The organism is Streptomyces monomycini (assembly GCF_022271435.1).
Classification (GTDB): Bacteria; Actinomycetota; Actinomycetes; order Streptomycetales; family Streptomycetaceae; genus Streptomyces; species Streptomyces monomycini.
Genome location: NZ_JAFIQY010000064.1, coordinates 1 through 12969 on the forward strand (window position 1 = coordinate 1; position 12969 = coordinate 12969).

The 12969-nt window shown below is 72.5% G+C and carries 9 protein-coding genes and 1 rRNA gene; 5 read left to right on the forward strand and 5 right to left on the reverse strand.

All coding sequences use genetic code 11. The features are described from left to right. A 5S ribosomal RNA gene (gene rrf, locus JXZ78_RS41275) occupies window positions 1-64 on the forward strand; the annotation flags it as partial. A 451-nt stretch (window positions 65-515) separates the two neighbouring features. Here the strand turns inward: rrf and JXZ78_RS38305 are convergent. Genes JXZ78_RS38305 through JXZ78_RS38325 form a run of 5 tightly spaced genes read right to left on the reverse strand, consistent with a single transcriptional unit; the run spans window position 516 to window position 6201 of the window. After that, window positions 516-1826, reverse strand: a complete 1311-nt coding sequence (locus JXZ78_RS38305) for a DUF58 domain-containing protein (RefSeq protein ID WP_030017943.1) — start codon at window positions 1824-1826, stop codon at window positions 516-518. A gap of 9 nt (window positions 1827-1835) precedes the next feature. Continuing rightward, window positions 1836-2801 (reverse strand): AAA family ATPase, encoded by a 966-nt coding sequence (locus tag JXZ78_RS38310; protein WP_030017942.1) that lies wholly within the window; start codon window positions 2799-2801, stop codon window positions 1836-1838. Next, window positions 2782-4038 carry a DUF4350 domain-containing protein gene (locus JXZ78_RS38315; RefSeq protein WP_238783670.1) on the reverse strand — a complete coding sequence of 419 codons (1257 nt, stop codon included), beginning with the start codon at window positions 4036-4038 and terminating at the stop codon, window positions 2782-2784. The genes JXZ78_RS38310 and JXZ78_RS38315 overlap by 20 nt, the downstream gene beginning before the upstream one ends. Further along, window positions 4035-4691 carry a DUF4129 domain-containing protein gene (locus JXZ78_RS38320; RefSeq protein WP_050502065.1) on the reverse strand — a complete coding sequence of 219 codons (657 nt, stop codon included), beginning with the start codon at window positions 4689-4691 and terminating at the stop codon, window positions 4035-4037. The genes JXZ78_RS38315 and JXZ78_RS38320 overlap by 4 nt, the downstream gene beginning before the upstream one ends. A gap of 43 nt (window positions 4692-4734) precedes the next feature. Then, entirely contained in the window at window positions 4735-6201 is a 1467-nt protein-coding gene (locus tag JXZ78_RS38325; RefSeq protein WP_030017939.1) for a DUF7847 domain-containing protein, read from the reverse strand. Window positions 6202-6371: 170 nt separating this feature from the next. Here JXZ78_RS38325 and mtnA point away from each other — a divergent pair, with 170 nt between their 5' ends. The 4 genes from mtnA (at window position 6372) to JXZ78_RS38345 (ending at window position 12651) form a co-directional block, all read left to right on the forward strand. Beyond that, a complete protein-coding gene (gene mtnA / locus JXZ78_RS38330; RefSeq protein WP_030017938.1) occupies window positions 6372-7544 on the forward strand; it encodes an S-methyl-5-thioribose-1-phosphate isomerase in 1173 nt (390 codons plus the stop codon). Then, the gene (gene mtrA, locus JXZ78_RS38335) at window positions 7541-8218 is read left to right on the forward strand and encodes a two-component system response regulator MtrA (RefSeq protein WP_030017937.1); all 678 of its coding nucleotides are present in this window, start codon (window positions 7541-7543) and stop codon (window positions 8216-8218) included. The genes mtnA and mtrA overlap by 4 nt, the downstream gene beginning before the upstream one ends. A gap of 382 nt (window positions 8219-8600) precedes the next feature. Beyond that, window positions 8601-10748, forward strand: a complete 2148-nt coding sequence (gene mtrB, locus JXZ78_RS38340; protein ID WP_030017936.1) for an MtrAB system histidine kinase MtrB — start codon at window positions 8601-8603, stop codon at window positions 10746-10748. Between the two features lie 82 nt (window positions 10749-10830). Continuing rightward, window positions 10831-12651, forward strand: a complete 1821-nt coding sequence (locus JXZ78_RS38345) for an LpqB family beta-propeller domain-containing protein (RefSeq protein WP_050502064.1) — start codon at window positions 10831-10833, stop codon at window positions 12649-12651. Window positions 12652-12969: the final 318 nt, after the last annotated feature.

The window sequence follows — 12969 nt, forward strand, 5'->3', positions numbered from 1 at the left end:
TAAGCCTTTCAGCGCCGATGGTACTGCAGGGGGGACCCTGTGGGAGAGTAGGACGCCGCCGAACAATTTTTCAGCTCCGGTCCCTGAACCTTCTGGTTCAGGGACCGGAGCTTTTTTGCGTTCCGGGCTTTCCTGCGTACGGAGTGCCTGCCCGCCATAGCTTCAATGCCCCGCACCACACGGTGCGGGGCATTGTGCGTTGTATGAGATACGGCCGTGGCAGCTGCCTTGTCTCGCTCTAGAAGCATCTGGCTGCGGTTGGTGTGCGGGCCCCAAGCAGGCGTATGGTGCAGACGACCCGTGCTGTGGCCGCGCTGCCCTGGACCGCGTATTCGTACTCACGTATATCCGTCGCTCCGTACCGCGAGCAGCCTGCGTCCAGCGGCTGCCGACTCCGGACCGCCGGGCCTGCCGGCTTTCTTCCGGGATATGCGCGTGCCACGTATACAGCTCATACGGCCGGTAAGGGCTTCGGCCAGGAGCCGAAGAAGCCCCTCCCCGAGATCCTCCCCTTCCTACAGCCGGCCGGAAGCCTTGAGGGAGAGGTACGCGTCCGCGAGGTCGGGGGCGAGGCGGGCCGGAGTGGAGTCAATGACGGTGATGCCGTGGCGGCGCAGGCGGTCAGCGCTGCGGCGACGGGCCGCGCGCGTCTGTTCGGCGGCGGCCGCGGCGTACACGGCTTGTGGGGTGTGGCGGGCGGCGGCCATGTCCTCGATACGGGGATCCGCCACCGCGGCGACGATGATCTCGTTGCGCTGGGTGAGGCCGGGGAGGACGGGCAGCAGGCCTTCCTCGACCGGGGCCGTGTCCAGGCCGGTGAACAGGACGATCAGGGCGCGGCGCGGCGTGCTGCGGTGGAGCGCGGCGGCCAGGCCGTGGGCGTCCGCTTCGACGAGTTCGGGTTCGAGGGGCGCGAGGGCGTCGGTGAGGGCGGGCAGGAGGTCTCCCGCCGTGCGGCCTTGGACGGAGGCCCGTACCCGGCGGTCGTAGGCGAGGAGATCGACGCGGTCGCCGGCGCGGGATGCCAGGGCGGCAAGCAGCAGTGCCGCGTCCATGGAGGCGTCCAGGCGCGGGGTGTCGCCGACGCGGCCGGCCGAGGTGCGGCCGGTCTCCAGAGCCAGGAGGATGCGCCGGTCGCGCTCCGGGCGCCAGGTGCGTACCGCGACGGACTGGCGGCGGGCGGTGGCGCGCCAGTCGATGGAGCGGGTGTCGTCGCCGGGGGTGTAGTCGCGGAGACTGTCGAACTCGGTGCCTTCGCCGCGGGTGAGGATGCTGGTGCGGCCGTCGAGTTCGCGGAGCCGGGCCAGCTTTCCGGGCAGGTGTTTGCGGCTGGTGAAGGGCGGCAGGGCGCGCACGGTCCAGGGGACGTGGTGGCTGCCCTGGCGGGCCGCGAGGCCGAGGGGGCCGTAGGAGCGGACCGTGACGCGTACGGCGTGGTGGTCGCCGCGGCGGGTGGGGTGGAGTGTCGTCGTGACGCGGCGGCGCTCGGCCGCGGGGATGCGCAGGCGGTGGCGGGAAGCCGGGACTTCGGTGCCGGGGGCGAACGAGCTGGGCGGCCAGGCGTCGCGGAGCTGCGCGCGGAGCGGTCGCCGGTCCGGGTTGGTGATGGCGAGGTGCGTACGAGCTTCCTGGCCGAGCCGAACGGATGTTTCACCGGTTCGGGTGAACTGGAGCTTCCGCACTGGCGCGGCGAGGGCCAGGTCGCACAAAATTGCTAGCAGCAAGGCGAGTTGGACGGTGAGGATGCCGGTCCAGCTCGGCAGAAGGAGGCCGACGAAGAGAGCTCCGAGGGCGGAGATGAGGGCGGTGCGTCCGGTCAGGGCCACGGCTCGGTCTCAGCGGGGGACGGGAAGGTGAGCGAGGACGGAGTTGATGACGGAGTCGGCGGTGACTCCTTCCATCTCGGCTTCCGGGCGGAGTTGGACGCGGTGCCGGAGCGTGGGCAGGGCCAGGGCTTTCACGTCGTCAGGGGTGACGTAGTCGCGGCCGGTGAGCCAGGCCCAGGCCCGTGAGGTGGAGAGCAGGGCGGTGGCGCCTCGGGGTGAGACGCCGAGGGAGAGCGAGGGGGATTCGCGCGTGGCACGGCAGATATCGACGATGTAACCGGTGACCTCGGGGGACACGGCAACCTTGGCCACGGCGTCCCGGGCCGCTTCGAGATCGGCGGGGCCTGCGGCGGGACGCAGGCCGGCCGCGTCGAGGTCGCGTGGGCTGAAGCCCTGGGCATGCCGGGTGAGGATGTCGACCTCGTCCTGGCGGGCGGGCAGGGGGACCGTCAGCTTCAGCAGAAAGCGGTCGAGTTGGGCCTCGGGCAGCGGATAGGTGCCTTCGTACTCGACGGGGTTCTGCGTGGCGGCGACCAGGAAGGGCTCGGGAAGAGGGCGGGGCGTTCCGTCGACGGTGACCTGACGCTCCTCCATGGCCTCCAGCAGGGATGCCTGGGTCTTGGGAGGGGTGCGGTTGATCTCGTCGGCGAGCAGCAGATTGGTGAAGACCGGGCCGGGCTGGAAGGAGAACTCCGAGCTGCGTGAGTCGTAGACGAGCGAGCCGGTGACGTCGCTCGGCATGAGATCGGGGGTGAACTGAACGCGCTTGGTGTCGAGTTCCAGGGTCGCCGAGAGCGCGCGGACGAGCAGGGTCTTGGCGACACCGGGGACGCCTTCGAGCAGGACGTGTCCGCGGCAGAGCAGCGCGACGACCAAGCCGGTGACGGCCGGGTCCTGGCCTACGACGGCCTTGGCGATCTCGGTGCGGACGGCCTCCAGGGAGGCTCGGGCGCTGTCAGCTGTCGGGGTGCTCACGGGGGTCGTGCCTCTCTGGGGACAGGATCGAACGTTCCAGGTGGTCGAGCTGGTCGGCCAAGGTGACCAAGGCCGTGTCGTCGGCGGGCGCGGACCCGAACAACACGGAGTGCAGGGTGGTGCCGGTCGTCGCGTCCGACGGCAGGCGCGCGGAGATCGCGGGGAGAAGGATGTCGGGGGTGTGGGCGTGCGTGGGAGACACGCCGGCGAGCGGTGCGAGCCGGGCGCGGGTGGCGGCCCGTAGGACGTCGGCGGCACGGTCGCGGGCGCCGGCCCGCTCGTAGAGGCGGGCGTGGCCCTCAGTCGTCTCGGCGGCGGGGACGGTGACCGGCAGCCGCTCGGGGACGAGGGGGCCGAGCCGGCGGGCCCGCCAGAAGCCCGCGAGGGCGGCGGCGACGAAGAGCTGGAGCAGTGCCCAGCGCCAGCCGGAGGGGATGAGGTCGAAGAAGCCGCGCCGGCCGTCCTGCGTGGATGAAGGGTCGCTGACGGAGGGGAGGTACCAGACCAGATGACGGTGCGAGCCGAGCAGTTGCAGGGCGAGCGAGGCGTTGCCGTGTTCGGCGAGCCGGCGGTTGAGGAAGATGTCCGGGGCGCCGAGGAGGACGGTGTCGCCGCCGGTCGTGGAGGGCAGGCGCAGCAGGGTGGCGGCGCCGTCGCTCGGGTAGCAGCGGTCGGCGCTGCGGACGGATGTCGAGTAGCGCAGACCGCCGAGTTCGGCGTCTCCCGCGGCCCGGGCGGCGGGCAGCGAACAGCCCGGGGACAGCGGCTTCACGTCGGTGGGCGTCCCGGCCTCGGTCCTCGGCGCGAAGACGTCCAGGGCGGCCGGGCCCGGCGTGAGCAGGACGGTGCGTCCTGCCCTGCGGCCGGTGGCCTGGTGGAGGGTGTCCAGCTGGCGGCGGGTCAGCAGGTTCGGGTCGGTGACCAGGACCGTGGTGTCCGGACCGGCTGCGGCGGCTGCTTCCTCGGTGGTGGTCACGACGCGGGTGTCGACGCCGTGGTCGGCGAGGAGTGCGGCGACGGCGCCGCTGCCGTAGCGGTCCACCGACCGGGGGTCGAGACGTCCGTGCTGGTCCCCGGACCGCAGCAGCGCCAGGCCGGCGCCGCCCAGGAGGAGGACGAGGAGACCGGCGAGCAGTCCCCGCGAGCGGGTCCACAGACGGCGCGTGGTCGGCGCGAGCGAGGTGGTTCCGGGCGCAGTGGTTTCGGGCGAGCTGGTTCCGGGCGTGGGGGCGCTCATGTGCGGCTCCCGTGGGGAACGGCGGCCAGCTGGGGTTTGCTGTGCCGCAGGTCGGTGTCCAGGGTGCTCAGAACGGCGTACTCCTGTGCGGTGCCCGGGCGGCCGCCGTACGTGACGTCGTCGAAGGTACGGGCGGCGGCGTGCAGGCGCTCGGAGTGGGCGGGCAGGACCCGGCCCGCCTCCGACGCGGCCTCGTCGGCGGTACGGCCGGGGCCCGGGGTGAGCAGAGTGCGTTCCTCCAGGGCGAGGACGATGGCCCGCATCCGTTCCTGGACGGCTTCGGTCCATCGGCTGCCGGCCGCGTGCCGTTCTGCGGCGGCACGGTGTTCCGCGGCCGTACGGGGGCGCTCCCCGAAGAGCGCGCCGCCCCCCGAGGTGGGGGTGCGGCGCAGGGCGCCCAGCCGGAGCCGGAGGGCGACGGCGAGCAGCAGTATGACGAGGACGACGGCGAGGAGGCCGGTCCAGCCGCCCGGCGTGGCCCCGGCGGCGGCTTCGAACAGGTCACCGATGCGGTCCCAGAACCAGTCCAGAGCGCGCTGGAGCAGGTTCGGATCGTTCTGGTGGTACCGCGGATCGGTGAGTTCGCGTTCGGCCGCCTCACGGGCCGGCACCCGCGGAATGCGCACCGGTCCGTCGTCTCCGGAGCCCGGCATCAGCTGCGCGAGCACACCAGTCCTCCCCGCCCCCGTCACCGCATCAGCTTCCCGGAGTGCTGCCGGCCGTGCCCTGGCCGGTGCTGTCCGGCCCGGGGCCGGGCTGGCCGGGTGCCTGCGGGCCGGGCGCGTCCGTGCCGTAACCGGGGAGGCCGGCGGCGCGGGCGAGTTCGAGGTCGAGGGCCTCGCGGCGGATCCGCTGGTCCATGTAGAGGAGCGAGGTGACGCCCGCGCTGATGGGGTAGGTGACCGCGGACGTGATCACGGTGCCGACGGCCAGCACGATCAGGAACGTCCAGCCGGTGTCGCCGTTGCCCTCGGTCCAGCCAGTGAAGCTCTCACCGCCGAGGAGGACGGCGACGATGGTGGCCGGCACCTGCACGATCATCTGCACGACGGCTATCAGCAGATGCGTGAGGAGCTGGACACCCAGGATCCGCCACCACGCGCCGCGCACCAGCTTGGCGGAGCGCCGCATCGAGGCGATGACACCCTGCTTCTCCAGCATCAGCGCCGGGGCGGCGAGGCTGAAGCGGACCCACAGCCAGATGCTCACGACGACGGCGCCCACACCGCCGAGCACGAGGAGGGGCAGACCGGCCGCGGGCTGGCCCACGGCCGAGACGACGATGCCGGGCACCATGCCCACGAGGATGACGGCCGAGACCATGAGGGGCAGCAGGAGCAGCAGACCGAGCAGCCGCGGCAGCCGGCCGCGGGCGTCCCGCCAGGCCTCGCCGGCCGTCACCGAGCGTCCCAGCACGGCCCGGCTGACGACGATGGTGAGCATCGCGGTGACGACGATCGTGCTCAGCAGCCCGATCACCGAGGTGATGGCACCGCCCGCGAGGGTGGATCCGACGGCGTCCAGTGCTTCGCTGAGGGTGGCGTCGGGATTGTTCTCCAGCGCGGACAGGTCCTGGGCATTGCGGAACAAGAACCCGTTGACGAGCGTGTTCGCGGTCTGCGTGATGACCGCGACGACCAGGGAGATCCCCAGGACGGTGCGCCAGTGGGCGCGCATGGTGGACACCGCGCCGTCGAGGATCTCGCCGACGCCGAGCGGGCGGAGCGGGATCACCCCCGGCTTGGCCGCGGGGGGCGGGGCCCAGGCGGCGCCCCAGCCAGGCTGCCCTCCCCACCCGGGTTGTCCTCCCCACCCGGGCTGACCGCCCCGGCCGGGCTGCTGTCCGCCCCAGCCGCCGTGACCGCCCTGCGGGCCGGGAGGCCCGGCCTGCCCGCCGCGGCCGGAGCCGCCGGTGGGCGCGGACCACTGACCGGCGGGAGGCTGCTCCTTGGACCACTGCGGAGGGACCGTGGAACCGCCGGCCGGTGCGGCGTCGGACGGGACCGCAGGTTCGGTGGGGCCCGGCGCACCGGCAGTACCGGCAGCGTCGGCGGGAGCGTTCGAGCCGGTGGGTTCCGCGGCGCCGGGCTGGTCCTGCGCGGCGCGGTCCGGCTCGTCGGAAGGGGAGGATCCGGGCGAGGCCCAGCCCGGAGAGTTGTTCATCGTCGCTCCTTCATGCTTCCCGCCCGTTCGAACGGCCGGTGTGCGGCGTCCGCAGTGCCTGTCATCGTGTCATGGCGCGGGGCCCCGCGTCCCCGGGCCCTTGTCCGGGGGAGCGCCCTTGCACGGGGGAGCCCTTCTGCTCCGGCCGGTGTCGGCGGCAGACTGGGCGGATGGCCGATCGCTACGAGAAGTCCGAGGCGGGCGCCGACGCTCCCGTGGTTCCGTCACTGCGTTGGGAGGAGCTACCCGAGGGGCCCGTACTGGTTCTCCTCGATCAGACACGGCTGCCGTCCGAAGAAGTCGAGCTGGTGTGCACGGACGTACCGGCTCTGGTGCAGGCGATTCGAACGCTGGCGGTGCGCGGCGCTCCGCTGCTGGGCATCGCCGGGGCGTACGGAGTCGCCCTGGCCGCCTCGCGGGGGTTCGACGTGGCCGACGCCGCCGACACTCTGGCGCACGCGCGCCCGACGGCGGTCAACCTCGAATACGGCGTCCGGAGGGCGGCCGGCGCCTACCGCGACGCGGTCGAGGGCGGAGCGGACCGTGACGGGGCCGCCGCCGCGGCGCTGGCCGAGGCCCGCGCCGTCCACGCGGAGGACGCCGAGGCCAGCTCCCGGATGGCCGCGCACGGGCTGGCGCTGCTGGGCGAACTGGTCCCCGGCGGCGGGCACCGCATACTCACCCACTGCAACACCGGGGCGCTGGTCTCCGGGGGCGAGGGCACCGCCCTGGCGGTGGCGCTGGCAGCCCACCGGGCCGGTGAGCTGCGGCGGCTGTGGGTCGACGAGACGCGGCCGCTGCTGCAGGGCGCGCGGCTGACCGCGTACGAGGCGGCGCGTACGGGCATGCCGTACACGGTGCTCGCGGACGGGGCGGCCGGGTCGCTCTTCGCGGCGGGCGAGGTGGACGCCGTACTGATCGGTGCCGACCGGATCACCGCGGACGGTTCGGTCGCCAACAAGGTGGGCAGCTACCCGCTGGCCGTGCTGGCCCGGTACCACCACGTGCCGTTCGTGGTGGTGGCGCCGACCAGCACGGTGGACCTGGACACGGCGGAGGGCGCGCTCATAGAGGTGGAGCAGCGGCCCGGGCACGAGGTGACGGAAATCGCGGTCCCCTTCGTGCCCGGCGCCGGGACGGAGGCCGGCACCGGGGTGCCGGTGGCTCCGCTGGGCGCGCTGGCCTACAACCCCGCCTTCGACGTGACGCCGGCCGAGCTGGTGACGGCCATAGTCACCGAGAACGGAGTGGTCTCACCGGTCACTCCGGGCGGCCTCGCGGAGCTGTGTTCCACATCACGATGGGGTAAGTCACGATCAGGTAATGGGATGATGGCCGAATGAAGGGACGCGTCCTGGTCGTCGACGACGACACCGCACTGGCAGAGATGCTCGGCATCGTGCTGCGCGGCGAAGGCTTTGAACCGTCGTTCGTCTCGGACGGGGACAAGGCGCTCGCCGCCTTCCGGGAGACCAAGCCGGACCTCGTGCTGCTCGACCTCATGCTGCCCGGGAGGGACGGCATAGAGGTGTGCCGGCTCATCCGTGCCGAGTCCGGTGTACCGATCGTCATGCTGACCGCGAAGAGTGACACGGTCGACGTGGTGGTCGGCCTGGAGTCGGGGGCGGACGACTACATCGTCAAGCCGTTCAAGCCCAAGGAGCTGGTGGCCCGCATCCGGGCACGGCTGCGCCGTTCGGAGGAGCCGGCGCCCGAGCAGCTGGCCATCGGTGACCTGGTCATCGACGTGGCCGGGCACTCGGTCAAGCGCAGCGGCCAGTCGATAGCGCTGACGCCGCTGGAGTTCGACCTGCTGGTGGCGCTGGCCCGTAAGCCGTGGCAGGTGTTCACGCGGGAGGTGCTGCTGGAGCAGGTCTGGGGCTACCGGCACGCCGCGGACACCCGGCTGGTCAACGTGCACGTGCAGCGGCTGCGCTCCAAGGTCGAGAAGGACCCGGAGCGCCCGGAGATCGTGGTGACCGTGCGCGGCGTCGGCTACAAGGCCGGGCCCAGCTGACATGTCGCGGGACGGTTCGGCCCCGGAGGACGAGCGGGGGCGGACCGTCCGCCCGGCTGGTGATATGCCCCTTTCGCGGCGTTTGCTCGGGTGGCTGCCCGGCCGGATGGCCGGTCGGCCGACCGGACGGCCGGACGGGGATGCCGTACGCGCCGACGGCCGTGACGTCGCCAGCCGTGACGTCACCAGCCCTGCCGGTGACAGCCGTGCCGGTGCCCGTCAGGCCGCCGCCAAGCGTGACGTCGATGGTCGTGACATCGACGGTCGAGACGATCGCGGCCCTGGCCGTGGTGCGAGGGCCGGTAGGCGGTCCGGCGACGAGACGGCGCGGTCCGCTGCCCGTCCGGGGCGGGCCGAGCGGCCGGGAGAGCGGCTGCGGGGCATGCCCGCGCGCCTGCTGCCCGACGGGGCCACGGCCGGCCCCGTGCACCCGATGCTGCGGCTCTTCGGCCGCTGGATACGCCGTCCGCTGCTGCCCGCGCTGCGCCTGTGGCGCCGGAACATCCAGCTCCGGGTGGTCGCCACGACCCTGCTGATGTCGCTGGGCGTGGTGCTGCTGCTCGGTGTCGTGGTCATCGGGCAGGTCCGCAACGGGTTGCTGGAGGCCAAGCGGCAGGCGGCCCAGAGTCAGGCGGCCGGCGGGTTCGCCGTGGCGCAGAAGCTGGCCGACGGCACCACCGACAGCCGCGGCGACGACCCCGTACGCTCCGGCAGCCGTGGCGGGCAGGACTCCGCGACCTGGCTGACCAGCCTGGTCGAACAGCTCGCCAGTGGCGGGCAGGGCGTCTTCTCGGTGGTGGCGCTCAGCTCCGGCTCGGCCGTCGAGGAGCCGTTCGGGGACAGCAGCCCGGACACCCGGGGCCCGCGCGCCTCCGGGGACGTCGACCCCGAGCGCAGCGTGCCCGCCGAGATGCGCCAGATGCTGGACACCAAGACCGGTACCTTCCGCCAGTCCACGCAGATCAAGCGTGTCGGGTCGGAGGAGGGCGAGCCGGCGATCATCATCGGCAAGCGGCTCAACGACGTCAACAGCAACCCGTACCAGCTCTACTACCTCTTCCCGTTCAGCCAGGAGGAGAAGTCGCTGAGCCTGGTGAAGGGGACCCTGGCCACGGCCGGTGTGTTCGTGGTCGTCCTGCTCGGCGCGATCGCCTGGCTCGTGGTGCGGCAGGTCGTCACGCCCGTCCGGATGGCGGCGGGCATCTCCGAACGGCTGGCCGCCGGGCTCCTCCAGGAACGGATGAAGGTCACCGGTGAGGACGACATCGCCCGCCTCGGCGAGTCCTTCAACAAGATGGCGCAGAACCTCCAGGTCAAGATCCAGCAGCTGGAGGAGCTGTCCCGGATGCAGCGGCGGTTCGTCTCCGACGTCTCGCACGAGCTGCGCACCCCGCTGACCACCGTACGGATGGCCGCCGACGTCATCCACGACGCGCGCGAGGACTTCGATCCGGTGACGGCGCGCTCCGCCGAACTGCTGCGCGGACAGCTCGACCGCTTCGAGTCGCTGCTCGCCGAGCTGCTGGAGATCAGCCGCTTCGACGCGGGCGCGGCCGCCCTGGAGGCCGAGCCGATCGACCTGCGGGACGTGGTGCACCGGGTCATCGAGGGCGCCGAGCCGCTGGCGGAGCGCAAGGGCAGCCGGATCCTGGTGCGCGGCGCCGAACAGCCGGTGATCGCGGAGGCGGACACCCGCCGGGTGGAGCGAGTGCTGCGCAACCTCGTCGTCAACGCGGTGGAGCACGGCGAAGGCCGGGACGTCGTGGTGCGGCTGGCCGCGGCCGGCGGCAGAAACGGCGGCGCGGTCGCCGTCGCGGTACGCGACTACGGCGTGGGACTGAAGCCGGGCGACGCGGCCCGGGTGTTCAACCGCTTCTGGCGCGCGGACCCGGCTCGGGCCCGTACGACCGGCGGTACGGGCCTGGGCCTGTCGATCGCGGTCGAGGACGCGCGGCTGCACGGCGGCTGGCTGCAGGCGTGGGGCGAGCCGGGCGGCGGATCACAGTTCCGGCTGACGCTGCCGCGTACGGCGGGGGAGGCGCTGCGCGGTTCGCCGATACCGCTCGAACCGGAGGACTCCCGGCGCAACCGGGAGACGGCCGGTGCGGGGCTGCCGCGCGGTGCGGCAGCGGTGCGGAAGGCGGCCGCCATTCCGGCACAGCAGCGGCTGACGGAACCGTGGCCTCTTGAGCCGCACGGCTCGGCCCGTACTTCGGTACGGACGCCTGCGCAGCGGTCGGCGGAGTCGGAGGAGGCTGCTGGGGCTGCTGGGGTGCGGATGGATGCCCGTGCGGATGCTCATACGGGCGTGCGTGCGGGCGGCACCGGAGCGGTGGCGAGCGGCGCGCACCGGAACGGGGACGCCGGCAGGGGTGCGCACGGAAACGGCGTACGCGGCGGGGCGGAGCGCGGGCACGATGGTGCGTCAGGTGCGTCAGGTGCGTCAGGTAAGGGGAACGGGGACGGTCCGGGCCGGAAGGGTGGGGGCGGAGAGGGCGCTGAGCGTGAGGACGAGGTTCGTGGGCACTGAACCGGGCGCGAGGACGCGGGTCGAGGCGGGTACCGGTAGTGGTGCCAGGGGTGCCGAGGTGCGTGCCGGCGGTGGTGTGCGGGTGCGTCCGAAGCAGCCCGGCAGGGCCGTCCGTACGGGCACCGTGCTCGGCTGCGGCGCGTTGTTGCTGGCCGGATGCGCGACGATGCCGGACAGCGGGGACATGCAGGCGGTCGACCAGTCGCCGCGTGCGGAGGCCGACGCCCAGGTACGGGTCTACGGCGTGCCCCCGCAGGACGGGGCGCAGCCCACGGAGATCGTCAGTGGCTTCCTCGACGCGACGACGAGCGACGAGGTGGACTTCAGTACGGCCGTGCAGTACCTGGCCAGTTCGACGAAGAAGACGTGGCAGCCGTTCTCGGCGACGAAGGTGCTCCAGCAGCGGCCGAAGGCCGAACCCGTGGGGCAGGCGAACCGCGAGGACCCGAACGGTTACACGATCACGCTGTCCGGCAGCCAGGTCGCCACCGTCGACCGTAACCACGCCTACACGCCGGAGGAGCAGGCGTACCAGCAGACCATCCACCTGACCAAGGAGGACGGGCAGTGGCGCATCGACCGGCTGCCCAACGGTCTGGTGCTCGGGCAGTCCGATTTCCAGCGGATCTACCGTTCCGTCAACAAGTACTACTTCGCCGACTACAAGTCGGAGGCGCAGTCGTCCAGGGCGGGCCACAATGTGCTGGTCGCCGATCCCGTCTACCTGCGGCAGCGAATAGATCCGGTCACCGCGAGCGTGACCGCACTGCTGGAGGGGCCCACGAACTGGCTGAACCAGGTGACCGCCTCCGCGTTCCCGACGGGCACCGCGCTCAAGAGCAGCGGCCTGTCCCTCGACGACTCCAACGCGCTGCGGGTGAAGCTGAGCAAGCGGGCGGCCGCCGCCGGGCCGGGGCAGTGCCGGCGGATGGCGGCCCAGCTGTTCTTCACCGTCCAGGACATCACCCGGGCGTCGAAGATCAGCGAGGTGGAGCTGCAGGACGAGGGCGGCAACCGGCTGTGCGTCCTGTCGCAGGACCGCGCCAACGGCGAGTTCACGCCACGCAAGCATGTCGGGCGGCCCGCCCAGGAGTACTTCATCGACGCTGACCAGAAGGTGGTCAGCATGCCGGACACGACCACGGAGCCGCGGCCGGTGCCCGGACCGTTCGGGTCCGGCAAGACTCCGCTGAGCTCGATCGCGATCGCGCGTGACGAGGACACCGCGGCGGGCGTCTCGGCCGACGGCCGGTCGCTGTACGTGGCGCCGCTGGAGTACGGCACCGAACGCGGCCCGGCGATGCTGCACAGCACGGCCAAGAACGGATTTTCCCCACCCAGTTGGGACGGGCTGGGCGACCTGTGGATAGCGGACCGCAGCGACAAGGGGTCGCGGCTGCTGCGCCTGCGTCAGGGCGAGGGCGCGCCCGACGTGGTGACGGTGCCCGGTCTCGGCGACCGGCGGATCAAGTCGATCAAGGTGGCGTCCGACGGCATCCGGATCGCGGTGCTGGTCGAGGACAAGGGGCGTACGACGCTCCAGCTCGGCCGGGTCGAACGCGGCGGTACGGAGCGGAACCCGGTGCTGTCGGTGGAGGAACTGCGTCCGATCGCGCCCCAGTTGGAGGACGTGGTGGCGGCGTCGTGGGCGGGCGGCAGCCGGCTCGTGGTGGTCGGCAGGCAGTCCGGCGGGGTGCAGCAGATGCAGTACATGGAGACGGACGGCTCGGCGTCGAGCGCGCAGACGTTGCCCGGTGTCAACGGGGTCAAGGCGGTGACGGCTTCGGAGGACGAGACGCGGCCGCTGATCGCGGACGGGGCCGAGGGGATAGTGCGGCTGCCGCAGGACGCGAACTGGAAGACCGTGGCGAAGGAGGGGAAGGCGCCGGTTTATCCGGGGTAGGGCCGAGGTGGTCGTGCGGGTGGTGCCGGAGCGTGGCCGGTTGCGTTGCTGTTGCTTTTGGGCTGCTGTTGCTCTTGGTGTTGCTGCTGGCGCCTGGGGTGGTGGGGCGCGGGTGGCGGGTGGGTTGGGTTTTGACGGTGGCCGTGGCGGTGGCGGTCCGTGGGCGTCGGTGCTGCGGGTGCGGGTGCGGGTAGGGGTACGGGTACGGGTACGGGCGTGGGGCTGAGCTGTGGTTGCTGTGGGCGTGACCGAGCTGGTGGTGGCAGGCCCTGACCGGGGCTGGGAGCGGCACTGCCCTGTGGATTCAACCCGTCACCT

What these genes read in the sequence shown, in the direction of transcription:
- mtrB (WP_030017936.1), top strand. Translation starts at nt 8,601, where the DNA reads ATGCCCGCGCGCCTGCTGCCCGACGGGGCCACGGCCGGCCCCGTGCAC.
- JXZ78_RS38315 (WP_238783670.1), bottom strand. Translation starts at nt 4,038, where the DNA reads ATGAGCGCCCCCACGCCCGGAACCAGCTCGCCCGAAACCACTGCGCCC.
- JXZ78_RS38325 (WP_030017939.1), bottom strand. Translation starts at nt 6,201, where the DNA reads ATGAACAACTCTCCGGGCTGGGCCTCGCCCGGATCCTCCCCTTCCGAC.
- mtrA (WP_030017937.1), top strand. Translation starts at nt 7,541, where the DNA reads ATGAAGGGACGCGTCCTGGTCGTCGACGACGACACCGCACTGGCAGAG.
- JXZ78_RS38320 (WP_050502065.1), bottom strand. Translation starts at nt 4,691, where the DNA reads ATGCCGGGCTCCGGAGACGACGGACCGGTGCGCATTCCGCGGGTGCCG.
- mtnA (WP_030017938.1), top strand. Translation starts at nt 6,372, where the DNA reads ATGGCCGATCGCTACGAGAAGTCCGAGGCGGGCGCCGACGCTCCCGTG.